This is a genomic window from Gammaproteobacteria bacterium (assembly GCA_034522055.1).
Taxonomy (GTDB): Bacteria; Pseudomonadota; Gammaproteobacteria; order JAABTG01; family JAABTG01; genus JAABTG01.
The window spans coordinates 3,561,676-3,583,215 of record JAXHLS010000002.1; the positions used below are offsets into that span (position 1 = coordinate 3,561,676).

At 62.8% G+C, this 21,540-nt stretch carries 19 protein-coding genes and 2 pseudogenes; 10 read left to right on the forward strand and 11 right to left on the reverse strand.

Annotated elements, in window-relative coordinates:
• The first annotated feature begins 97 nt into the window (after positions 1–97).
• Genes U5S82_17240 through U5S82_17250 form a run of 3 tightly spaced genes read left to right on the forward strand, consistent with a single transcriptional unit; the run spans position 98 to position 3,272 of the window.
• Positions 98–1,342: a site-specific integrase gene (locus U5S82_17240; protein ID MDZ7753334.1), complete on the forward strand. Its 1,245-nt coding sequence runs from the start codon at positions 98–100 to the stop codon at positions 1,340–1,342.
• On the forward strand, positions 1,339–2,280 hold the full coding sequence (locus U5S82_17245; protein ID MDZ7753335.1) for a tyrosine-type recombinase/integrase: 942 nt from the start codon (positions 1,339–1,341) through the stop codon (positions 2,278–2,280). The genes U5S82_17240 and U5S82_17245 overlap by 4 nt, the downstream gene beginning before the upstream one ends.
• Positions 2,277–3,272: a site-specific integrase gene (locus U5S82_17250; GenBank protein MDZ7753336.1), complete on the forward strand. Its 996-nt coding sequence runs from the start codon at positions 2,277–2,279 to the stop codon at positions 3,270–3,272. The genes U5S82_17245 and U5S82_17250 overlap by 4 nt, the downstream gene beginning before the upstream one ends.
• Here U5S82_17250 and U5S82_17255 read toward each other — a convergent pair whose 3' ends face one another.
• From U5S82_17255 to U5S82_17265, 3 genes and pseudogenes are all read right to left on the reverse strand, one after another.
• Complete coding sequence (locus U5S82_17255) at positions 3,273–4,109, reverse strand: tyrosine-type recombinase/integrase (protein MDZ7753337.1); 837 nt, start codon at positions 4,107–4,109, stop codon at positions 3,273–3,275. It lies immediately after the preceding gene.
• A complete protein-coding gene (locus tag U5S82_17260; GenBank protein ID MDZ7753338.1) occupies positions 4,106–5,371 on the reverse strand; it encodes a site-specific integrase in 1,266 nt (421 codons plus the stop codon). Before U5S82_17260 ends, U5S82_17255 begins: the two co-directional genes overlap by 4 nt.
• 95 nt (positions 5,372–5,466) lie before the next feature.
• Positions 5,467–5,883, reverse strand: a pseudogene (locus tag U5S82_17265) (transposase).
• A 224-nt stretch (positions 5,884–6,107) separates the two neighbouring features.
• Here U5S82_17265 and U5S82_17270 point away from each other — a divergent pair.
• The 7 genes and pseudogenes from U5S82_17270 (at position 6,108) to U5S82_17300 (ending at position 12,814) form a co-directional block, all read left to right on the forward strand.
• Entirely contained in the window at positions 6,108–6,728 is a 621-nt protein-coding gene (locus U5S82_17270) for a hypothetical protein (protein ID MDZ7753339.1), read from the forward strand.
• A gap of 48 nt (positions 6,729–6,776) precedes the next feature.
• Positions 6,777–7,226 carry a hypothetical protein gene (locus U5S82_17275; GenBank protein MDZ7753340.1) on the forward strand — a complete coding sequence of 150 codons (450 nt, stop codon included), beginning with the start codon at positions 6,777–6,779 and terminating at the stop codon, positions 7,224–7,226.
• 133 nt (positions 7,227–7,359) lie between these two features.
• On the forward strand, positions 7,360–8,877 hold the full coding sequence (locus U5S82_17280) for a MarR family transcriptional regulator (GenBank protein ID MDZ7753341.1): 1,518 nt from the start codon (positions 7,360–7,362) through the stop codon (positions 8,875–8,877).
• A gap of 98 nt (positions 8,878–8,975) precedes the next feature.
• Positions 8,976–10,015 (forward strand): annotated as a pseudogene (locus tag U5S82_17285) (transposase).
• Positions 10,016–10,041: 26 nt separating this feature from the next.
• Positions 10,042–10,842, forward strand: coding sequence for a site-specific integrase (locus tag U5S82_17290; GenBank protein ID MDZ7753342.1), 801 nt, complete (start codon positions 10,042–10,044; stop codon positions 10,840–10,842).
• Between the two features lie 8 nt (positions 10,843–10,850).
• Positions 10,851–11,801 carry a tyrosine-type recombinase/integrase gene (locus U5S82_17295; GenBank protein ID MDZ7753343.1) on the forward strand — a complete coding sequence of 317 codons (951 nt, stop codon included), beginning with the start codon at positions 10,851–10,853 and terminating at the stop codon, positions 11,799–11,801.
• Entirely contained in the window at positions 11,798–12,814 is a 1,017-nt protein-coding gene (locus U5S82_17300; protein MDZ7753344.1) for a tyrosine-type recombinase/integrase, read from the forward strand. The genes U5S82_17295 and U5S82_17300 overlap by 4 nt, the downstream gene beginning before the upstream one ends.
• 42 nt (positions 12,815–12,856) lie before the next feature.
• Here the strand turns inward: U5S82_17300 and U5S82_17305 are convergent, their stop codons facing one another.
• The 8 genes from U5S82_17305 to U5S82_17340 all read right to left on the reverse strand — a co-directional run bounded on the left by U5S82_17305 (position 12,857) and on the right by U5S82_17340 (position 21,414).
• The gene (locus U5S82_17305; protein ID MDZ7753345.1) at positions 12,857–13,924 is read right to left on the reverse strand and encodes an IS66 family transposase; all 1,068 of its coding nucleotides are present in this window, start codon (positions 13,922–13,924) and stop codon (positions 12,857–12,859) included.
• Positions 13,925–13,958: 34 nt separating this feature from the next.
• On the reverse strand, positions 13,959–14,324 hold the full coding sequence (gene tnpB / locus U5S82_17310) for an IS66 family insertion sequence element accessory protein TnpB (protein MDZ7753346.1): 366 nt from the start codon (positions 14,322–14,324) through the stop codon (positions 13,959–13,961).
• Positions 14,321–14,641 carry an IS66 family insertion sequence element accessory protein TnpB gene (locus tag U5S82_17315; GenBank protein MDZ7753347.1) on the reverse strand — a complete coding sequence of 107 codons (321 nt, stop codon included), beginning with the start codon at positions 14,639–14,641 and terminating at the stop codon, positions 14,321–14,323. Before U5S82_17315 ends, tnpB begins: the two co-directional genes overlap by 4 nt.
• Before the next feature lie 207 nt (positions 14,642–14,848).
• Complete coding sequence (locus tag U5S82_17320) at positions 14,849–16,129, reverse strand: integrase arm-type DNA-binding domain-containing protein (protein MDZ7753348.1); 1,281 nt, start codon at positions 16,127–16,129, stop codon at positions 14,849–14,851.
• A gap of 473 nt (positions 16,130–16,602) precedes the next feature.
• Entirely contained in the window at positions 16,603–17,598 is a 996-nt protein-coding gene (locus U5S82_17325) for an IS110 family transposase (GenBank protein ID MDZ7753349.1), read from the reverse strand.
• Positions 17,599–18,332: 734 nt separating this feature from the next.
• A complete protein-coding gene (locus U5S82_17330; protein MDZ7753350.1) occupies positions 18,333–19,133 on the reverse strand; it encodes a M90 family metallopeptidase in 801 nt (266 codons plus the stop codon).
• A 275-nt stretch (positions 19,134–19,408) separates the two neighbouring features.
• On the reverse strand, positions 19,409–20,254 hold the full coding sequence (locus tag U5S82_17335; GenBank protein ID MDZ7753351.1) for a dihydrofolate reductase family protein: 846 nt from the start codon (positions 20,252–20,254) through the stop codon (positions 19,409–19,411).
• 95 nt (positions 20,255–20,349) lie between these two features.
• Complete coding sequence (locus tag U5S82_17340) at positions 20,350–21,414, reverse strand: mechanosensitive ion channel family protein (GenBank protein MDZ7753352.1); 1,065 nt, start codon at positions 21,412–21,414, stop codon at positions 20,350–20,352.
• Between the last annotated feature and the right edge of the window lie 126 nt (positions 21,415–21,540).

Genomic DNA, 21,540 nt, shown 5'->3' on the forward strand with positions numbered 1-21,540 from the left:
CTAGTTTTGCCTAGTTACGGCCATAGCACGGTTTTCAGACGCGGCATAATCCGGTCATCTCTCCGGACTGACAATAGGGTCAGGAAGGAGAAGAGACATGCTCAAAGAGTTCTTAAAACAGGGCGATTTCCTCGAGCGCTTACACAGTAACCCGCTGCGGGAACACCTCGATTCGTTCTCGACCTCACTGGTCGAGGAAGCCTACGCTTCGTCGACAGTCCGATTGAAGCTTCTCTGGGTCGTCGAATTTGGTTGGTGGCTGCAAGAGGAGCAGCTCACAGCTGAGCAGCTCAGCGAGCACATTGTCGATCGGTTCCTGAAGGAGTTGCAGCGCCTGGGACAGCTGCAGCGAGGTCAAAGGCCGACCACCCTAAGGTTTGTTGCGTATCTGCAGAGTCAGGGGGTCATTCCGTTTCCTGAGCCGGTTTGTGACACCTCGCCGCTGGCCGAGCTCGAGCGCCGGTACGAGCGCTATCTGCGAACCGAACGCGGCCTGACCACGGCGACGGTGTTGAACTACCGGCCCGCTGCCCATGGTTTTCTGGTCCATCATTTCGGCGACGGCCCCTTGCGTATCGAGGAGCTGACGGGATCGGACATCTCCACCTACGTCCTTACCCACGCTCGCTGCCAAGGCGCAAAAAGAGCGCAGCTTCTAGTCACGGCACTGCGCTCGTTCTTTCGATTCTTGTTGCGCGAGGCGAAGACCCAGATCGATCTGGCCGCTTGTGTGCCGGCCGTCGCGGATTGGCGCTTGTCGTCCGTTCCCAAATTCCTGACCGCGGAGGAGATCCAACGCCTGTTGGATGGCTGCGATCGCACGACAGCGACAGGGAGACGCGACTATGCGGTCCTGGTCCTCCTCGCCCGCCTTGGACTACGTGCCGGCGAGGTCGTCGCCCTCGAAATCGATGACATCAATTGGCGAGCCGGCGAAGTGATGATTCGCGGGAAAGGCTTCGTGCATGAGCGCTTACCGTTGCTCACCGAACCGGGAGAGGCGATGGCTGCCTACTTGCGTCGGGATCGTCCCGAGACCCGCTCGCGCCGGGTCTTCGTTCGCATGAAGGCACCCCATTCGGGCTTCGCCGGGCCATCAACCGTCTCGACCATTGTTCGGCGCGCTCTGGAACGCGCCAGTCTCCAACCGCCTGCCAAGGGCGCCCACCTACTCCGCCACACCCTGGCGACGGAGATGCTCCGAGGGGGTGCATCCATGAGCGAGATCGGCCAAGTGCTCCGACATCGCTCCCCGAACACCACGGAGATTTACGCCAAAGTCGACCTCTCCGGTCTCCGCTCCCTTGCCCCACCGTGGCCGGACATAGGGGGTGGGCAATGAACCAGCTACGTGACGCTTTGGAGGAGTATCTTGCCGTGCGCCGGAGCCTGGGATTTGGCCTGCGGATACCGGCGAGCTTGCTACATAACTTTGTCTCCTTTCTGGAAGCCAACGAGGCGACCTATATTACCCGAGCGTTGGCGATTCGCTGGGCCGAACAACCCCGCGACGCGCAGCTAGCCACATGGGCGGGGCGCCTGGGAGTGGTGCGTCGCTTCGCCCGCTGGCGCAGCGTGACCGATCCGCGCACCGAGATCCCACCGGATGGCCTCTTGCCTTACCGCTACCACCGTAACCCTCCTTACATTTACACCGATGAGGAGATCGAGCGGCTCCTTGGCGCCGCCGCAGGGCTGCCTTCCGCCAATGGCCTGAAAGCCCGCAGCTACTTGACGCTGTTCGGCCTGCTTTCCGTCACGGGCATGCGCGTAAGCGAAGCACTCATGCTCGATCGTGTGGATGTCGATTTGGAGCAAGGAATCCTTACCATACGACGCACGAAGTTCGGCAAGTCACGGTTGGTGCCAGTCCATCGCTCAACCCGCGATGCGCTGGAAAGCTACGACACGCAAAGAACGCGTGTGTTTCCCCGCCCGGAAACACCGGCATTCTTTCTCTCCGAGCGTGGTCGACGCATCACGGAGTGGAGCGCGCGTTACACCTTCGCGAAACTCTCCCAACGGATCGGCCTGCGCGGCGCCGCGAAGGGTCACGGGCGCGGACCGCGGATTCATGACATGCGCCACCGATTTGCGGCCCGCACGTTACTGCAATGGTACCGCGCGGGGGTCGATGTCGAGCACGAGTTACCCAAGCTTGCCACCTATCTTGGCCACGTTCACGTGAATGAGACCTACTGGTATCTCGAGGCCGTCCCGGAACTCCTCCAGTTGGCCACCAAGCGCCTGATGGAGAAGGCCGAGGAGGTCCGCTCATGATCGCCAACAGCTTTCCCGCCATGCTTCAATCCTTTTTCACGGAGCGCCTATTTCGGCAACGCTGCGCCAGCGGACACACCATCGCTGGATACCGTGATGCCTTCCGTCTTCTTCTGCGTTACGCAGCAGAACGCCTCGGCACAGCGCCCTCGAAACTGCGGCTCGAGGATCTCGATGCGTCCTTCATCGGGCAGTTCCTCGATCATCTCGAACAGGAGCGGGGAAACAGCGCGCGCACCCGCAACGCCCGCCTGGCTGCAATCCATTCGTTCTTTCAATATGTCGCTTTGGAGGAGCCCGCCCATGCGCTGCTTTGCCAGCGCGTCCTGGCCATGCCGAACAAACGCCATGAGCGCCGGCTGATCGAGTTTCTCCACCGCGATGAGATCGATGCATTGATCGCCGCTCCAGACCCCTCCACGTGGATCGGCCGCCGGGATCGAACCTTCCTGACCGTGGCCGTTCAGACAGGACTGCGGGTTTCTGAACTGATCGGACTTCGCTGTCAGGACGTCGTTCTGGAAACCGGGGCCCATGTGACATGCCTAGGAAAAGGCAGAAAACAACGCGCAACACCACTGAGTGAGGAAGTTGCGGCCATGTTGGGCAGTTGGCTGCAAGAGCGTAACGGCTTGCCTCAAGAGCCAGTCTTTCCCAGCAGCCGCGGCGGGCCACTCAGCCGGGATGCGATCGAACGCCTGGTCGCAAAACATGCCAAGATAGCCGAGCAAAGCTGTCCCTCCCTGCGCCGCAAAAAAGTGACCGCCCATGTCCTGAGGCACAGCGCCGCGATGGACCTTTTGCAGCACGGTATCGATCGATCGGTGATTGCCCTCTGGCTGGGACATGAGTCCGTGGAAACGACACAGATGTATCTCCATGCAGACCTCCGCCTGAAGGAGCAGGCGCTGTCTCGCACCACGCCCCGAGGGATCGAACCGGCTCGCTACCGCCCCGACGACCAGCTGCTGGCATTCCTCGAGAGCCTGTGATTATGCCGACTCGAGGCACCGCCCGAGCGCCGCCAGCCGCTTTCCAGCAGCGCGATTCGGCATAATCCGGTTGTCGGCATGATGCCGCAGGTCCTGAATGCGCGGTGCCGGATGACCGCCGCGGGCGGTCCACTGGAGCCGTCGGCGCAGCTGGGCGAAGGCGTACTCGATATTTCGGGGCCGGGCTGGACGCCCGGCATCACCGACGAAGAAGGCCTCGCTGGGGGCGGCTCGCGGGTCGCGGTCCCGGATCTGCGCATAGCGCCGCAGAACCCGGGTCGTGGTGGGATGCAGGGGTACCCAGCGGGACTTGCCGAACTTGGTGTGCCGGATCAGCAGCACCCCTTGCGCGAGATCCACATCCTCACGGGTGAGTCCTGTGGCCTCCGAGAGCCGCAGGCCGGTGGCGGCGATGAGCCCAAAGATTGCCCGGCAACACAGGGCCCGCAGGCTACCCGGAGGGTGCAACTTCTTGGTGGCATTGAGCAGCGCGCGGATCTCGCCCTCGGTGTAGATATGTGGCGTCAGGCGGCGGTGGCCGCGGCCGAGAAGCCGCCGTGGCGGCACCTGAGTGCCGGGCTCGAGATGCTGCCAGAAGCGCGCGAGCCCGCGCAGGACCTCGAGACGCCGGGGTGCGGTCAGGGGGCTTGGCCGGGGTGAGGCCGTGGCCCAGCGCACGGCGAGGTCCAGGGTCAACGGCCCCTGATGGCCGCACTGCTCGGCGAACTCGGCGAAGCGCAGCAGCTGCTGGCCTTCGATGCGGAGCGCGTAGCCCGCGTGGCGGCGCTCGGCCAGGTAGCGCTCCACTCTGGCCCGCATGGTGACGGGCGCGTTCATGGCCGTCTCCCCGGCCAGGGCAGCGCCACCTTCTTCAACCCTTCGAGGTCGACTTTGGCGTAAATCATGGTCGTGTCGAGGCTACGATGGCGCAGCAGATCGGCGATGGCCTTGAACGAGGCACCGCTCTGGACGAGCCGACAGGCGATGGTGTGGCGCAGCACATGGGGCCCGGGGAGTCGCGTGGCTAGTCCACATCGCCGGGCCGCGTTGCGGATCGCCCCCCGGATGGTGGTGGGCGTCACCGGTCTCTCGAGGGGTGGGCGATGGCGCAGGAACAGGTCGCGGCGTGGCGTCGCGCGACGCCCGGAACGCAGGTAGGCCACGATGGCTCGAGCGGTCGTCGGCGGCAATGGCAACACGTCGGTGCGTCTGCCCTTCGAGCGGATCCGGATCTGGCCCTGCTGCCAGTCTAGGTCGTCGAGCTGCAGCCGCCCGATCTCGGCAGTTCGCAGCCCGAGATCCACGTAGCAGCGGGCAATGGCATAGTCCCGGCGCCCGTTCGCGGTGCGGCGATCGAAGGCCCCGAGGAGCTGCTCCACCTCCTGCCGCGAGAGCCCCCGTGGCAGCTGGCTCAGCCGCCACTGCGCCACGTGGGGCACTGCGCCGGCGAGGGACGCAGTGTCCATACCCTGGACAGCCTTGAAGCGCAGGTAGCTCCGCAGCGCGATGCAGACCTGCTTGACCGAGGTGGGCTTCCAGCCCGCGGTGTGCTCCGTCACGAACCGCGCAATGTCGTCCGGGGCGAGCGTTGCCATCTGAAGGGCACCCTGGACGAAGTGCGCGAGGAGGAAGTGATAAACGTGCTTCAGCTGACCCTGGTATCGGGTCACCGCCTGCAGGCCTCGGACATCGGCGAGATAGGTGTCGAAGGCTTGGAGCTCAGCCTCGATCGCTGCGGGGATGGCCAGGGCGCTCTCGGCGCTCAGTCCTTCGGTCCGGAGCTGGGCGAGCAGCTGGACCAATGCTGCGCGGACATCCGCTCTCGACCGAACGCAGCACGGCGCGCATCGGCATTGGGGCAGATGGTCGTCAACGAAGCGACGGACCAGCTCCTCGTCGATCTCCCCGATGGCATTCAGTCGCGGTGCGGACCAATGGGCGAAATGGGCAACGGCCCGCAGATAGCGGTCGATAGTGCCTGGGGCGTAGCCGCGTGCCTCCAGCCAGGCCACGTAGGGCTCCGCATGAGAATCCAGAACCGTACCGGCGAACCACCCTCGGGTGGCGCGCGATAACCGAGATGAGAACGAGAGGGACATGGCGGCACTCCTTCATGACGGATGAACCTCGAAGGAAAGCACCGCTGCTTATGCACGACAACTCAGCACCGAAGGAAGGTGACCGGTTAGTAAAATCAAGCCGTTAAGGTGGCAACGCGCGGCGAACCTTGCATAATCGAGAGGCTTACATAACGCCGGCCAACCGCAAACGGCCGGATGGCGTTTTCCGCCAGGGCATTGCTGATATGCAGCCGGCCATCGGCGCAGTAACCGACCAGCAGGTCCCACTGGTTGAGGGTGTACGCCATGGCCTTGGCCGTCAGGCTGTCTTTCGGCACGCGACTGATGTTGGCCTTTAACCACGTCTCCAGATCATCGAGCACGGGCTGGCTGAGCTGTTGCCGTTGCGCGGTCCTCTGCTCTGGGGGCAGATCCTTGATACGGACCTCGATACGATACAGCTTGCGGATCTTGCCAATGGCCACGTCCGCCTTGCTGACCTTGTCGCTTTTTCGGGTCGCCGGCGCAGCCTTGGCGGCTTCGACAAACTTTCGCCGCGCATGGTCCTTATCTGGATCTCGAGATAAGGACCATTATCCCGCGTCCCGTTTTATCCGGAGTCAGTGCTTGGCAGCCGTGGCGTGAAAGCGCGGCGGGAGGTTTTTGCTCCAGATAAAAAAGGTGCTGTGGAAAGCCCCAGCAGCTGCTCGCCGATGAATATCCGCTGCCGGGAGTGGTCAGAATAAGTGACGTTTGAAGGGACCTGCGTTGTGCGATGCAATTACGATTCAAGACCACCCTCAGCAGTCGTGAATACGTCACGCATCAAGCATGGCGGGATGCCGCTCTGGAACGCTGTCCGCTGCATCCAGATGGCGGGTGCTCCTTTGCCCGGCACGGCACCTATGGGCGCGTTGAACCGCCTGGCACCCGCATTCCTCGCTGGTATTGCCCCGAAGGTCACCGCACATTCAGTCTGCTGGCGGATTGCTTGGCCTCGCGGCTGCCCGGATCGGTCAGCGACCTGGAGCGGGTGGTCATAGAAGTCGAGCAAGCCAGGAGCCTGGAAGCGGCTGCCGACAGCCTGCGCACAGACGACATCTCGCTCCCAGCGGCAATTCGCTGGACGCGGCGCCGCGTCCAGCGGGTACATACCGCGCTCCGGATCTTGTTCGATCTCATCCCGGAATGCCTCTGCGGTTGTCAGCCCACTGTCAGCGCGCTTCGACAGTGGCTCGGTGTGGAATGGGTCCTTCCCGAGGTGCGGGAAATAGCCGCTATGTACCTCGGCGTGCTGCCGTCTCCGGTTGGTTTTGCCTCTCCTCAGGCAAGCGCCAATCACGGCGGACAAATCCAACACGATAAGGGGCCAGATCCGCCGCCCGGACTCCGTTAGTTTTTCGATCATCGCGTCTGTTGACGCGTTGCGCGAGAAGCGGATCACATGACCATTCCGACAAGCACCCAGCCGCGACGTACACAGGTGGTGCGGATCTGGCGGCAGAACCGCTGTCTGCGATCGAGCACGATCGGTGTGTATCTGCTTTGGGCGCAACGGTTCAGAGCCTACTGCCGCACACAGAAGCTCGTGGAGGTTTCGCAGCTCACCTTGGCTGGTGTCGACACCTTTGCGACCTGGTATGCCAGCAAACGCGGGATCGATCGCCGCCTGGCCTTCGAGGGCGCACGCAGCGCCTTGCGGGCCTGGGCCCTCGCCTTGGAGGCAATGGACTGTCCGACCCCGCCATGGGAGCCCGCGCCGAAAACAGCATCACCGTTCTGCCCGTTGCTGGAGGAATTCGAGGAGCATCTCGCCCGGCATCGGGGAAATCCGCCGGCAACACGAAAAAAGGGCTCTTCAGGAAAATTTGTGGGTAAAAACGTAGATAACTAGCACTCCAGGGATGCAAATTTAGATTTTATTAGGGGAAGCGCATCCTGCTCCCTAACCCGGCATAGCCGGAACCAAAATATCTCGGATCGCCTATCCTTATCCACAGCACCATCCAGGACAAGAGGGACAGGCCATGAATCCGTTCGTTGAACGTCACCAGAACAAGATCGCCGGTGTGCTCTCCTGTTTTGACCGGGTTGTCATCACCGGAACCCTTCCTGATATCGGTTATGCCGGCGCTATGGCGAGCTACCTCAGTTACCATAAGATCCGACTGTTCGACTACCCCCGGTGGGCAGAACCCCTGCGCGATGAGTTGCGCCACCATGCCGAGCAACTCGCCATCGAGGCCGGCATTGAGATCGAGTTCATCCGGCGCCACAAGGCCTTTCGCAAAGAAGACCGTATCAAGGCCATCATTGCGGAACGCGGCGGTCATCCCGGGCTGGTCCACATCTTCTCCGCCATGGAATCCTGCACCGCTTATCGCCCCTGGCATGACAAGAACACAGGCCATACCCTGCTCAAACCCACGTCAGGGAAATGCCTGCATTACTACTTCTACTTCATCGATGAGGCCTTTGGACTCTGTTACGTGCGGGTGCCCACCTGGGCGCCGTTCCGCCTGCAAGTCTACTTCAACGGCCATCACTGGCTGGCGCGCAGACTGGAAAAAGCCGGCATTCCCTTCGCGATGGCGGACAATGCCTTTCTGTCCATTGCCGATCCCGAGCAGGCTCAGACGCTTGCCGACCGGCTGGATGCCAAACAGCTTCACCGACGACTGAATCGATGGGCCAAACAGTTCTGCCCGGTAGCTCAGCGCTTTCGCTCCGGTTACCACTGGAGCTTGATGCAGGTGGAGTTCGCCACCGATGTCATCTTCCACCAGCAGGCCGAATTCCAGCCGCTCTACGAGTCCATCACCCGCACGGCGGTACAGGCCATTAAAGCCGACAATGTGGCCACCTTCCTTGGCCGTAAACTCGCCAGCACCTATCAAGGGGAGGTCGGTAACGATTTCAGCACCCGTATCCAGGGTACACGCATCCGCCACCAGATGGGGCCGGCCAGCATCAAACTCTACGATAAAGCCGGCATCATGGCGCGTGTGGAATGCACCACCAACGATGCCTCATTCTTCAAAATCCACCGCTGGGTGGAACAACGTGACGGCTGGCAACAGTGGAAACTGGCACCGCTACGCAAAAATATCTACAGCCTGCGCGATCTGCGCAAGCTGATGAACGCCGCCAATGAGCGCTATCTCGCCTATATGGCGGCAATCGACAATCCTGACGCCGGACTCAAGGACATCGATAAAATGTCCAGCCCCGCCAGGGACCAGGGCCGTTCATTCCGTGGCTTCAATCTGTTCCAGAAAAAGGACTATCATCTCTTCCTCGCCATCGGGCGGGGCGAATGGTCAATCAGTGGCTTCCGTGCCGCCGATCTGCGGGCCTCTATGCCCGATCTATCACCCAGTCAATCATCCTATCTACTCAAACGGTTACGAACCCACGGACTGATCAAGAAAGTGGGACGTCGCTACAAGTATTACCTTACAAAGTTTGGGCGTCGCGTCCTGGCTGCATCACTCAAGATGCGTGAATATTGTGTTCTCCCTGCACTCTGTGCTGACAGGGCATGAGAATTTCTTGGCATTCTTGTCCAAGATTTCAGTGGTAAGGTACTAACTCTGAGATGATGGAAGTACGACCAACCGTCAATCAGAAAAAAGGAGCGAGGATGCAAGTCAAGACTATCCTTAATCGAGTCCAGAAATTCAAATATTTTGTGTACGGCGCCATCCGTTGGGTAGATGGCACGGAGGTGCCGACAATCGAGGCCGAACTCCACCCTCGCGGTAATGGGCGGCCGGAGTGCTCGAGGTGCGGCCGGCGCAGGCCGGGTTACGACACACTGCCGGTTCGAAGATTTGAGTTTATTCCGGTGTGGGGTATTAAGGTGTTTTTTCTCTATGCGCCACGCCGCGTCGACTGTCCAAGCTGTGGCATCGTGGTGGAGCGGATGCCTTGGGCCGAAGGCAAACATCGCCTGACCGAGGCCTATGCCTGGTTTCTGGCGAGCTGGGCCAAACGCCTGAGCTGGAAGGAAGTCGCTGAAGCCTTTCGCACCAGTTGGGACCATGTGTTCTGCTCGGTCGAGATGGCTGTCACCTGGGGCCGGGAACATAGAGACCTGTCGGGCATTAAAGCTATTGGTATCGATGAGATCCAATGGCAGAGGGGCCACAAGTACCTCACGCTGGTTTACCAGATCGACGTTGGCTGTAAACGGTTGCTGTGGATCGGCAAGAAACGGAAGGTCAAAACTTTGTTGGGATTCTTCCGGTGGCTTGGCAAGGAACGAACCGCCGATTTGCGCTATATCTGCAGCGATATGTGGAAGCCCTACCTGAGGGTGATCGCCAAGAAGGCGGGAGGTGCACTCCACATCCTGGACCGGTTCCACATCTCTTCTGGTCGTATCAGTCGCCCTATTGGGCCGGTGAGTTCCTGGATAAGTGGTGTACGAAAACGATGCGTTCCAAGATTGAGCCGATGAAGAAGGTGGCCCGCATGCTGAGAAACCATCGGCCCCTGCTGCTGAACTGGTTCCGGGCAAAAAAGCAGTTTTCGAGCGGCATTGTCGAAGGTTTCAATAACAAAGCGAAACTGACCACCAGAAAAGCATATGGCTTCAGGACTTATCATGCGGCAGAAATCGCTTTATATCATGCGCTTGGAGCATTACCTGTCCCGGAAACCGCCCACGAATTTTTCTGACGAGGCGAAAAAAGAAGCTGGCTCACATCACGGCCTTCCTCGCCTTCCTGCGCGGCCGGCAGAGCGACATCGCGGAATTGGCTCTTGCTGACATCGATGCATTCATCGTTTCATGCCGGGAGCATTATGCGCGCACCACCGTGGCGGACATGGCCTCCAGCGTGCGGAGTTTCCTGCGCTTTCTCCACACCATCGGCCGCCTGGCATCGGATCTGGCTCCCTCGGTAATGGCCCCCATCGTGCGCCGCGGTGAGCGGCCATTGCGGGCACTGCCGTGGGAGAAGGTACAGCGGATACTGGGCGCCATTGACCGCTCCACGGCCGCGGGGCGGCGCGATTATGCCTTGTTGCTGCTCATGAGCGTCTATGGGCTGGGGGCCGGCGAGGTATTGGGCCTACGCCTGGAAGACATCGACTGGCGCGCCGACATTCTGCATGTCATCCGACCGAAGACCGGTGTGGCGGTGGAGCTGCCGCTGTTGCCGGCCGTGGCGCGGGTGCTGGTGGCCTACCTGCGCCACGGGCGCCCGCAACATGCGCACACGCGCCGCCTCTTCATCAGCCTGCGGGCGCCCCATGGGCCGCTGGGCGCTTCCTCGGCCGTGCGGCACATCCTGCACAAACACGCCCAGACTGCTGGCGTCTCGGCCGTTTATCTCGGCAGCCATGTGCTGCGCCACACCCATGCCTGCCGGGAGCTCGAGCAGGGGGTGCCGCCCAAGGTGATCGGCGACATCCTTGGCCACCGCCGTCCGGAATCGACCTCGGCGTACCTGCGCGTTGCCACTGAGCGTTTACGCGAAGTGGCCCTGGCGCTGCCGACATGACCCGGGTCATGCAAGCGCAGCTGGCCCAGGACATCGTCCAGTTCCTGGCATTCAAGCGCGCCCTCGGTTATCCCTATCGGCGCGGCGAAGCCATGCTGCGGAATTTCCAACGCTTCGCGCAAGCGCAGGCCGGCGCAGACGCGAAGATAGAGCTGGAGGCCATGATCGGCGGCTGGCTCTCGCGTATCGGCGGGCGCAAGCCCGTGACTGTCACTCTGGAGTTGGGGGTGATCCGACAGCTTTGTCTGTATCGGCGCCGGTCCGATCCCCAAGGCTTCGTGCCCGGTCGCGAATGGGCACCGCAATCCACCGAGGCGCACTTCCTGCCCTATGTCTTCTCCCATGCGGAGGTCCGGGCACTCGTCGACGCTGCAGGCAGGCATCGTCACCGCAATCTCACCCCCGGGACGCTGCGCACCTTGCTCCTGATCCTGTACTGTACCGGACTGCGGCTTGGCGAGGCCGTGCGCCTCATGCTGCAGGATGCGGACCTGGAGCGGGACCTGTTCATCGTGCGCGAGAGCAAGGGCAAGACCCGGCTCGTCCCATTCCACGGCGATCTTGCTCAGGTCCTTGACGAGTACTTGTCCGAGCGGGCGGCGATCGTGCCCAACGGCGATGAGGGACCGCTGCTGGTGCGCAACAGCGGTGATGGCCTGCCCGTCGGTGTTGCCTCCGAGGCCATCCGCCAACTCCTGCGCAAACTGGGGCTGAAACCGCCGCGCGGTCGCATCGGTCCCCGTCCGTATGACTTGAGGCATGCCTTCGCCGTCCATCGCCTGACCGATTGGTACCACCAGGGTGTGGACATTCACGCGCGCCTGCCTTGGCTCTCGGCCTACATGGGTCATGATAATGTCCTCGGCACCGAGGCCTACCTCACCGCCACGGCGGAGCTGATGGACTTGGCCAGTGAGCGCTTCGCCGCGCGCTTCCGGGACGCTGCTCGCCGAACATGACACGGCCTGCGAACAATCCGCTCCCGCACCTGGTTGAGCTGTTCTTCCGTGACCATCTACAACGTGCCCAGGGTGCCAGCCCCCACACGGTGCGCGCCTACCGCGACACGTTACGTCTGCTCCTCCTCCACCTGGCCGATACCAAGCACTGCGCGGTGGCCGATCTGCAACTGGATGATCTGCAGGTTGAGGCAATTGCCGATTTCCTCGCCCATCTGGAGTCGGCGCGGGGAAACAAGGCGGTGACGCGTAATTGCCGCTTTGCCGCCATCCGCAGCTTTTTCCGACACCTGCTCCGCCAGGACGTGGCCAACGCAGAGCAATACCAGCGTGTCTTGTCGTTGCCGACCAAGAAGGCCAGGGTGCCGCTCGCCACTTACCTGGAGCCGGAGGACGTGCATGTCATCCTGGAAAAGCCGGATCGCAGAACGGCCTTCGGGCTTCGTGACCATGCCCTCTTGCTGTTTCTCTACAATACCGGCGCGCGAGTCAGCGAGGCGCTTGCCGTGCAGGGCCGGGATCTCGACCTGACCAAGCCTTTCCAAGTACGCCTCCATGGCAAGGGGGGAAGAGATCGGATCTGTCCGCTCTGGGCGGAAACCGCCACCGCTCTGCAGCATCTGCCAACCGTGCGACAAGGCGGGCCAGGTGACACGATTTTCCTCAGCAGCCGCAAGAAACCGCTCTCGCGCGATGGTGTGGCCTACATCCTGGGCAAGTACGTGGCGTTGGCGGCGAACGATGTCCCGAGCCTCCGCCGGCGGCGCATCACCCCCCATGCCCTTCGCCATAGTTGCGCCGTCGCCTTGCTGCAGGCCGGCAACGACATCACCGTCATCCGCGATTACCTGGGGCACGCGAGCATTACCACCACCAGTCGCTACGTCACGACAAACCTCAAGATGAAACGCGAAGCACTCGAGGCGTTCTGGAAGCGTGCCGGCATCGCTCCGGCACGGGTCACGCCGTGGCAACCGAAACCGGACCTGCTCGCTTTCCTGGACTCCCTGTGATGCCTTCGTTTTATCTGGAGGGAAATGTCCCGCCCCGCCTTGTCATGCCACAGCAGCCAGTACCTGACTCCGGATAAAACGGGACGCGGGATAATGGTCCCAGCAGCCGATGCGGGTGATCGGGTTGTCACGACAGACCTGGTTGTAACCGGCATAGCCGTCGGTCTGCAGCACGCCTTCGAAGCCGTCGAGCAGGCGCAAGGGGACCTCCTCGCCGCGCGAGGTGTCGTAGTGAAACAGCACCACCGGTCGCTCGGGTGGTCCTCCGCGGACCAGCCACATCCATTTATCCGATGTGGCGACCTTGCCATCTTCCTTGAGGACTTGGATGCGGGTCTCGTCGGCCTGCAGGTAATCACCGGACAACTGCTGTTCGCGTAGCAGGTTGATCAGGGGTTTGAAGACATCATCCAGGCGGATGATCCAATTCGCCATCGCCGTGCGGCTGATGGGGCCACCATAGCGCTGCAGGATCTTCTCAAGGCGATACAGCGGCAGGGCATCGGCATACTTGGCCACCAGGATGTAGGCCAGCAGCGAGACGCTGGCGAGGCACTTGCCGAGCGGGTGGACGGGACGGGTCGCCGCCTTGACGAGCGATTTGCCCTCATCGTCGTGGTCATCGAACACGGCCTTCTCCTGCCAGTACTCGATGACCCGCGCCTGCGCCGGCACGATGTCCAGTTCTTCCTTAACCTTGGTGAAGAAGGTCTTGCTGGCCCCAACCTTCTCCTCATCGCGCAGCGCCAGCTCGACCCGCACGCGCGGCAGCCTGTCGGAGAACCCTTCGGCTTTCTTGCGTGGCGGCCGCGGCACCGGCGCGTCGGCCTTTTCCAACTCGGCCTCGACCTCGCCGAGGGCGACTTCCAATTCGGCCTCGTCAAAGAAGTCACCCTGGAAGGCGAGCTTCTCGCTGCTGGCACCGAAGCGTTTTTGCTTGGCCAGGCGCAGTTGCTCCTCCAGCAGCCTGAGCAGCTTCTGCTGCTCGGCAATGAGCCGCTCGTGCTTGGCGATCAGGTGGTCTTTCTGCTCAATGACGTCGAGCAGAGCCGGTATCGATACGGGCGTATCGGGAGCGGGTTTCAGCTGCGTTTTCTGCGCGTCCAACATGCGCGAAAGTATAACAGAAACAGCGGCCTATGGGTCAGAAAAGTGACTCGTAATGCAGCTTTTTATGCCCTTTCATCAGCCCGAGATCGTAGCCGTCGAGGAGCCAGTTGATCTGCTGTCCAGTCAATGGCAGCACCGCCTCCTCGGGGCGTGGCCAGCGGAAGCGCTCTTCGGCCAGTCGCTTGTAATAGAGCACGAAACCGTTGTCTTCCCAGTACAGGCACTTGATCGCATTGCGCCGCCGGTTGGTGAAGGCATACAGGCCGCCATCGAAGGGATTGTGCTCGAGTTCCTGCTCGACGATGGCGGCCAGCCCGCGGGGGCCTTTGCGGAAATCCACCGGATCCCGGTAAAGATAGATGGCCGGCATGTCGTAGGCTGGGCGCAGATAGCGGTTCATGACAGGCGCGCCAGCAGTTGCCCGACCAGCGCCAGGTTGTCAGCGTCTATCCCCTGCAGCTCGGCGCCATTGGGCAGCACCACCCTCAGACCAGCAGTCCCACCCGTGCCACCCAAGGCCACGGGCACGAAGCGCGACGCCGCACCGGCCCCACCCTGTCCCGGCTCACCCTCGAGCTTGCGCCGCCAGTAGCAGAACCGCGAGTACTTCAGCCCCGCACTTTCGCAGTACGCGCGCTGCGACTGCCCCGAGCTGCGCCAGGCTTCGAAGTGCTGCCGCCAATCCTCCTGCCTCAAAGATGTCTGCTGGTCCAACATGTGTGCCTCCTGTGCGTGATGACTTCGCACAGTGTTGGCCAGCGTGGCTCGGGAAAATAGGTGCCGGTTTGAGGGCGCTTACGATGTACTCACCCCCATGCCGGGTGGTGTGGTAGGTATTGGCCAAGTGATCTGGCCGCCCCTATCCCGATTCGCTGCTTCCTATATTCTTGCCGCCAGCGCGGCAGATCGGAGCCGGGGTACTGGCTAGGGTCGGTCGAGTCGGGGATGGAGAGCGGTTCGACCATGGCGAAGCTCCACAACCTCGGCCGGCTCAGCCGCGCCGGTGATGCGCTCCAGTTGCGCGTTCCACTGGCGCAGGGCCTCGGCGATCTCCTTCACATAGCGGTAACGGTTGTAGACGCGGGCGACGCCAGACACCTGGCCGCTACGGTGGTTCAACAGGGCCTCGATGATGTGGGGTGGGGTGCCCATCTCGGCCAAGCGGCTTGCAACCGTGCGGCGCAAGTCATGGAAGCGCCACGGCGCTACCTCGGGCCACCTGGCGGCATCGCTCTGGTGCATCTCCTTCAGGCGCTCGTCCAGGACACGCTTCGCCCTGCTGAACCCGCTAACCGGCGTCTTGCCGGCGCGCCCGCTGAATACAAACGGTCCCTTGAAGCGGGGGAGGGCATCCAGTTCCGCGCGGGCCATGGCCGGCAGCGTCACCATGTGGGGGGTGCTGTTCTTCGGGTCCGGGATACTCCACAGGGCGCCGTCCAGGTCCTCGTGGCGCATGTGCGCGGTCTCATTCTCCCGCTGCCCTGTGGCGGCCAGCAGGCGCACGAACGGGCCGAAGGGATAGCCCAGTTCTCCGGCAGCCTCCCAGACGGCGGCCAGCTCGCCGTCTGTCAGTACCCGGTCTCGGGAAGGGATCTTGGCCGGCAGCTTGAGCCCCGCAATAGGAGAGGCGGGCAGGATGCCGCGCTGAACCGTCCAGTTAAAGAACGCGGCCAGGATGCGGTGAGTCAATACGGCCTGCGCGGGGTGCCCGCTCCTTAGGTGGTCCTCGGTGATATCCAACACGTGGCGCCGAGTCAGTTTTGTAATCGGCTTGCTGCCCAGCTTCGCCTTGATGCGATTCAACTCGCGCTCGTAGCTGGCGGCAGTGCGGGGCTTCAACTTCACTTTGCAGTGGTAGGTCACATAGTCGGCCACCACGTCATCGAAGCTCTCCCGCGCGCCGTCGGGGATGGTCTCCGAAGGGCTCTGCCGCGGATCGTCGCCCTCGGCAACCTTGGTCATGGCCGCGCGGGCCGCCGCGCGCGCCTCGGCAAGCTTCACGCCCCGGCCTTCCGTCTCGGAATAATCCCCCAGGAGGAGCCGGGACTGTCTGCCGTTCACCCGGTAGAACACGAAGAAGGTCTTTCGCCCCTTGGTATTCACCCGCACGCCGAACCCTGGAAGCAGAGTGTCGAACACGTCAACGCGCCCTGCGGAGGGCGGCGCCAAGTGGGTAACAGTCTTGTCGGTGAGCCGTTTTTTCATAATCAGTCGCCCCAAGTGGGTAACAAGTGGGTAACAAAACGGGCTGTTTTTTGTTGTTATACGCCGATGTAGTTAGTTAGGCAAAAATGGCGTAACAGGTTGAGAAATAAAGGCGTACTTCTGGAATCGTGTTAGGGGGTGTTACCCAAAGAAAGGCCTCGGCTAATTATTTGTAATCAGTAGGTCGGGCGTTCGATTCGTCTCACCGGCACCATTATTTTCAATAAGTTACGAGTCTTATTCCCGGCTCCTTCGCAGAATTTGTGGGTGTAGAAAGGAGAATATCCTCTCGCTAAGACCAAGGTCGGGCTGTCGGGCTTCAGCCCGACACCAAACGCTGGCGGATGGTACCGACCCGTCGCGAGGTACGCGCGGCGGGTTTGAATGTCGGGATGAATCCCGACCTACATCCGTGCCAAAGAAAGGGCGGTGGGGGTGATGTGTAGGTCGGGCTGTAGATACTCCGTTTCCTGTCAAGCGGTTTGGAGATGCTGATCGCTAAACAGCTTGGAGGAGTCGAAAGGCTGATCATGCTGCATGCAGGCCCAGATTCCGGTGAGGTACTTGCGCATGACGGCGCACAAGGCTTGGATCCGCTTTTTGCCCCGGGCCACCAGAGCGTTATAGAACGCCTTGGCATACGGGTCATGCACGATCGCCACCATCGCTGGCATGTACAGGGCGCTACGCAGGTAGGCATTGCCGGTCTTGGCTAGGCGCCCGGGTCGATGGACGCTAGAGCCCGACTCATGCAGGCGCACGTCCAGCCCAGCATGACGAGCGACTTGTTTGGCCTTCAGGTCCCTGGGCAGTGTGGATAGCTCGGCCAGCAGAGCCAGGCTGCTGGCTGCCGCGAGGCCGGTGGCGGCACAGAGATGGGCCTGATGTTGCGCCAGCTCGGGGGTCTGCTGGATCAAGTCCTGGGCCGCTTGTTGCACCCGTTCGATGCGTTGGTCCAGTTGAGCGATGCTTTCCTCGGCATCCTCGATCAGCAGGGCTGGCGTGCCCCGTTGCGCCTTCAGGGCGTGCAGGTGGTTCTTGGCCTGGGTCCGCGCGTCCATTAGGCGGTTGAGATGCCGGCCGAAGTCGCGTAGGGCCCGATAGGTCGATGGCGGCGGGGTCCAGCGCCTAGGCGTCATGCGTTCGGCGTATTCGGCCAACAGGGCGGTGTCGAGCGGGTCGGTCTTACTGCCGCGCAGCGTAATTTCGGCGAAATGCCGGAAGCTGCGCGGGTTGATCACGGACACCGGCAGCCCGGCCTCGTGCAGGGCCAGCGCGAGGTCCAGGTAGTAGATGCCAGTGGCCTCCAGCACGATGCCCGCCGGTTGCAGCGCCTGCAGCTTGCGGATCGCCTGGGCGTGACCTTGGGCAGTCTGTGGGAAGGTGTAGACCTTACTGTTCTTGCCGTCACGACGGCAGAGCAAGTCGAAGGAGCGTGCGGCGACATCAATGCCGATATAAACGCTCATCGTTGTTCCTCCTTTCCCTTCTGGGGTCGGTTGCGTCACACTGATCACCGGTTCCCCGACCTCGCATTTCTTGCCGGTTCGACCTTGTGATACGAAGTCCAGCCAGGCTGGCTTCCCGATACTCCTCGAAATCGGCAATGAGGCGGGGAGCCCATCTACGCGCGAGGTCAGAAACTTCCTGCCTCCAGGTCGGGACGGCTTCCCCGGTGTCTGGCAAAAAACCTAACATGCCAGATAACTCCAACATACAAGGTCGGGCTTCAGCCCGACAGCCTGCGGATGATTTCGGCCCGGCCTGTGGTATCCGTGCGGGCTTTAAATGTCAGGATGAATCCCGCCCAGTCGCCCTTGTCCGCTGCGTCTGCGGCGGCGAAGGGTGTCATCGGGTTACGGTGCCCGCGACGCGTCGCAATTCCCTCCAGAGGCCTACAGGCGGCCTACCGTACTGCTGGAACTGGCGGATACGCCAGATCGTAGTTCAGGCCCTCACGGGGCTTGGCTGCGGTGGCCGCGGTCACTCCGGTGTCCCTCCGTAACAGGGAAGCAGCCCAGAGGCTGTATGACGAAAGGCTCGCTGAATATCTCGGGCGGCGATTGATCCCGACACTGTAGAGGTGCTGGCTGACTATGACAGCGGCGACATCATGGAGCGGTAAGATTGGGACGTTTTTCTGGCCGAGCGCTGCGGCTATAGCGTTTCGGCGCGCGCCTCGCGGTCGTAGGCCTGCCGCGGGTCAGGGAGCGGGCTGGCCGGTCGGGTAAGGGGCGCGCAGCCGGCGCACCGGGTCCTGGCGGTAGAAGGCGGCGAGCTGGCTGTAGACTTCGGGATAGGCATCCAGCAGGTCATGGGGCGTCTCGAAGAAGGCCTCGGTCGCCACCGCGAAGAACTCCTCCGGGGCCTGGGCGGCATAGGGGTCGATGGCCGTCGGCCGATCCGCTTCGACGTCGTCGAGCAGTAGCTCATAGGCCGCGAGGAAGGCCTCGCTCCAGGCCCGTACTCCCATGTCGCGGTGCAGCGGCGGCTTGCCGTTGATGTCGCCGTCGGCGCCGTCGAGCTTGTGGGCCACCTCGTGGAGCACGACATTGAAGCCGTCGAGTTCACGGCTCGCCTGCACGTCGGCCCACGACAGGACCAGCGGGCCCCGGTGCCAGGACTCGCCGCTACGGGCCTCGCGGATGCGGTGGACGACGCCGGTCGCCTCGTCGTGGTCGTCGAATTCGGCGATGAAGCTGTCCGGGTAGACGATGATGGTCGCGAAGTCGTCCAGCCATTCCACCCCCAACTCGAGCACCGGTAGCGCGGCGAGCAGGGCGATGGTCCGGGCGGCGCCCGGGGGCATCGCGGATCCCGCGGCAGGGGACCAGGTCTTCTCGTCGAGCAGCAGGGCCGCGATGCGGCGCAGCCTGGCGCCGGCGTCCTCATCGAGGCCCTCGAGCACCGGCAGGTCCGACCAGGCCTCGGCCCAGGCCAGTGGAGAGGTGTCGAGTCGCTCCAGGCGCCGTTGCCGGCGCCGGCGGCGCCACCAAGTCAACATGGCCCAACGGCCCAGGGGCCGGCGCTTTGCATCGCCCTGAACGAGGGGCTACAAAACGCGAAGCGCCACTCGGCCGGCTTCAAGTTTTCGAGGTTTGGATCTTCAGTCATAGGTGTTCGCAATGACGTAGGGTGGGTCAAGCGTAGCGGACCCACCGGTCAGGAGGGGGGCAATGACCCGGCGCCCAATGGTGGAATCGCTGCGCTTGTTCCACCCTACAATTGATTCACCATTCACCATTCACCATTCACCATTCACCATTCACCATTCCCCATTCACCAATCGTTCCGGGCATTGGTCTCGAAGGCGGCGAACCACTGGCCGGTGGCCTGGGGTGGGCCGGGGTCGTAGTGGAGGGAGCGCATGCGGAGGCGGCCGGTGTCGCCGAGTTCGGGGCCGAAGGCGGGGGTGTGGAAGGCCTCGCCGCCGAGGATGCGGTGGTTGAGGGTGAGGTAGAGGCGGGCCAGCACGCCGTCGGCCAGGGTGGAGGCCAGCATGCGGGGGCCGGTGAGGAGGTAGAGGCGGCGATAGCCCATTTCTCCCAGGGTGCGGGCCATGAAGGCGCCGTCCACCAGGGCCCCCGGGGCGCTGGCGATGACGGGGTAGCCCTGCCCGCGCCAGTAGTCCACCCGCCGGGGCGGGGCGTCGCCACCGGTGATGATGATTACGGCCTGGCCGTGGTGGGCCAGGGACGGCGGCAGGGGAAAGTCGAGGCTGCGGCTGACGATGGCCACGGCGGGCTGGTGGGTGAGGCCGCGGGCCTGGCGCCATTCGCCGATGTCCCGGGCCCGGGAGGAGATCCCCACCTGGAGGATGTCCCCCAGCCTGCCCTCGGCCAGGGCCCGCAGGTAGCCGCTGTGGGTCACGAGGCAGTCGGCGTGGGCCTGGAGTTCCTGGAACAGGCGAAAGTCGCGGGCGCTGGTGAGATACTTGGGCACGTGGGATCTGTCCCCGGGCTCATCCGCCAGGGCGATGCGCCCGTCCAGGCTGGTGACGAAGTTGGCGTAGACGAAGGGGCGCTCCGGGGAGCCCAGGGTGTGGATGTCCTCCGCCAGGTAGGTACCCTCGAGGCGGCGCCGGGCGCCTGGCTCCGGGTAGAGCTCCATGAGCTCGTCTACCATGGCTCCCCCTGCCACGTCCCTGCCCATCTATGGGCAGAATTGATGCCCCTTGTTTCGGCTTCCTCCGTACGCACCCAGCGGTCCCCGGCCATGGCTCAGCGCTGCAGGAACAGGGTCTGGGTGGGATAGGCGAACTCGATGCTTTCGGCCTCGAAGGCCTCGTGGATCTCCAGGTTGATGGCCTGCTGGATGTCCATGTACTGGTTGTAGTCCGCGGAGAGGACGTAGTAGACCGTCTCGAAGGTCAGGGCATAGTCGCCGTAGGCCTGGAAGTGGGAGCGGTCGAAGCGCACCTTGTCCTGGCGTTCGATAGCCTCGCGGATCATGGCGGGGATGCGCTTCAGCTTGTCGCGGGGGGTCTGGTAGGTGACGCCTATCTTGAACACCACGCGGCGCTCGAACATGCGCCCGAAGTTGCGGATACGGCTTTTCAGCAGGTCGGCATTGGAGAACACCAGTTGTTCGCCGGACAGGCTGCGCACCCGGGTGGTCTTGAGGCCGACGTTCTCCACCGCGCCCATGTGCTCGTCGATGATGAGGAAGTCCCCCACCGCGAAGGGCTTGTCGAGGACGATGGACAGGGAGGCGAAGAGGTCGCCGAGGATGTTCTGCATCGCCAGGGCCACGGCGATGCCGCCCACGCCGAGGCCGGCCACCAGGGCCGTCACGTCCAGCCCCAGATTGTCGAGCAGCAGGATCACCACCAGGGACCACAGCACCAGGCGGCCCACGAAGGCCACCGCGCTCACGGTGGTCACCGTGGCCGGATCGCTGCGGCGGCGGCGCTGGCCTTCGTGTTCGAGCCAGTGGAGCACTACCGAGTTCAGCCACAGGCCGCTCTGGATGATGAGGGCGATGGAGGCGGCGCTGTACATGATATGGCGCACGCGGTCCGGCAGCACCAGCACCAGGGAACCCGCGAACAGGGCAATGATGATGAGAAACAGACCGCGGGTGCGAGACAGGGCCTCGGTGGCGGCGTTGTCCCACTGGGTGGTGGTGTCACGGGCGAGGAGAGCGAGGCGCGCCATGCCGACGCGGATGAAGATCCGCATGAGCAGATACACCAAGATTGCCACAGCCACGGCACTCAGCCATTCCCGCAGGGTGTTGCCGGCGAGGGGATAGGAGAGGAGGCTGAGCCAGCGGTCGTCCATCATAGGGTGTCGTCCTCGTCAGTTTCTGCGGGTGGGGCGGGGGTTGGCGCCGATGGCTACCATGGCCCTTGCGTGACCGCCTATTATAGGTTTGGCCAGCTCCCTTGCCCACGCGACAGGAGGTGGACC

Coding starts and splice junctions, on each gene's coding strand:
- U5S82_17240 (MDZ7753334.1), top strand. CDS start 98: ATGCTCAAAGAGTTCTTAAAACAGGGCGATTTCCTCGAGCGCTTACAC.
- U5S82_17245 (MDZ7753335.1), top strand. CDS start 1,339: ATGAACCAGCTACGTGACGCTTTGGAGGAGTATCTTGCCGTGCGCCGG.
- U5S82_17250 (MDZ7753336.1), top strand. CDS start 2,277: ATGATCGCCAACAGCTTTCCCGCCATGCTTCAATCCTTTTTCACGGAG.
- U5S82_17255 (MDZ7753337.1), bottom strand. CDS start 4,109: ATGAACGCGCCCGTCACCATGCGGGCCAGAGTGGAGCGCTACCTGGCC.
- U5S82_17260 (MDZ7753338.1), bottom strand. CDS start 5,371: ATGTCCCTCTCGTTCTCATCTCGGTTATCGCGCGCCACCCGAGGGTGG.
- U5S82_17270 (MDZ7753339.1), top strand. CDS start 6,108: ATGCAATTACGATTCAAGACCACCCTCAGCAGTCGTGAATACGTCACG.
- U5S82_17275 (MDZ7753340.1), top strand. CDS start 6,777: ATGACCATTCCGACAAGCACCCAGCCGCGACGTACACAGGTGGTGCGG.
- U5S82_17280 (MDZ7753341.1), top strand. CDS start 7,360: ATGAATCCGTTCGTTGAACGTCACCAGAACAAGATCGCCGGTGTGCTC.
- U5S82_17295 (MDZ7753343.1), top strand. CDS start 10,851: ATGCAAGCGCAGCTGGCCCAGGACATCGTCCAGTTCCTGGCATTCAAG.
- U5S82_17300 (MDZ7753344.1), top strand. CDS start 11,798: ATGACACGGCCTGCGAACAATCCGCTCCCGCACCTGGTTGAGCTGTTC.
- U5S82_17305 (MDZ7753345.1), bottom strand. CDS start 13,924: ATGTTGGACGCGCAGAAAACGCAGCTGAAACCCGCTCCCGATACGCCC.
- tnpB (MDZ7753346.1), bottom strand. CDS start 14,324: ATGAACCGCTATCTGCGCCCAGCCTACGACATGCCGGCCATCTATCTT.
- U5S82_17315 (MDZ7753347.1), bottom strand. CDS start 14,641: ATGTTGGACCAGCAGACATCTTTGAGGCAGGAGGATTGGCGGCAGCAC.
- U5S82_17320 (MDZ7753348.1), bottom strand. CDS start 16,129: ATGAAAAAACGGCTCACCGACAAGACTGTTACCCACTTGGCGCCGCCC.
- U5S82_17325 (MDZ7753349.1), bottom strand. CDS start 17,598: ATGAGCGTTTATATCGGCATTGATGTCGCCGCACGCTCCTTCGACTTG.
- U5S82_17330 (MDZ7753350.1), bottom strand. CDS start 19,133: ATGTTGACTTGGTGGCGCCGCCGGCGCCGGCAACGGCGCCTGGAGCGA.
- U5S82_17335 (MDZ7753351.1), bottom strand. CDS start 20,254: ATGGTAGACGAGCTCATGGAGCTCTACCCGGAGCCAGGCGCCCGGCGC.
- U5S82_17340 (MDZ7753352.1), bottom strand. CDS start 21,414: ATGATGGACGACCGCTGGCTCAGCCTCCTCTCCTATCCCCTCGCCGGC.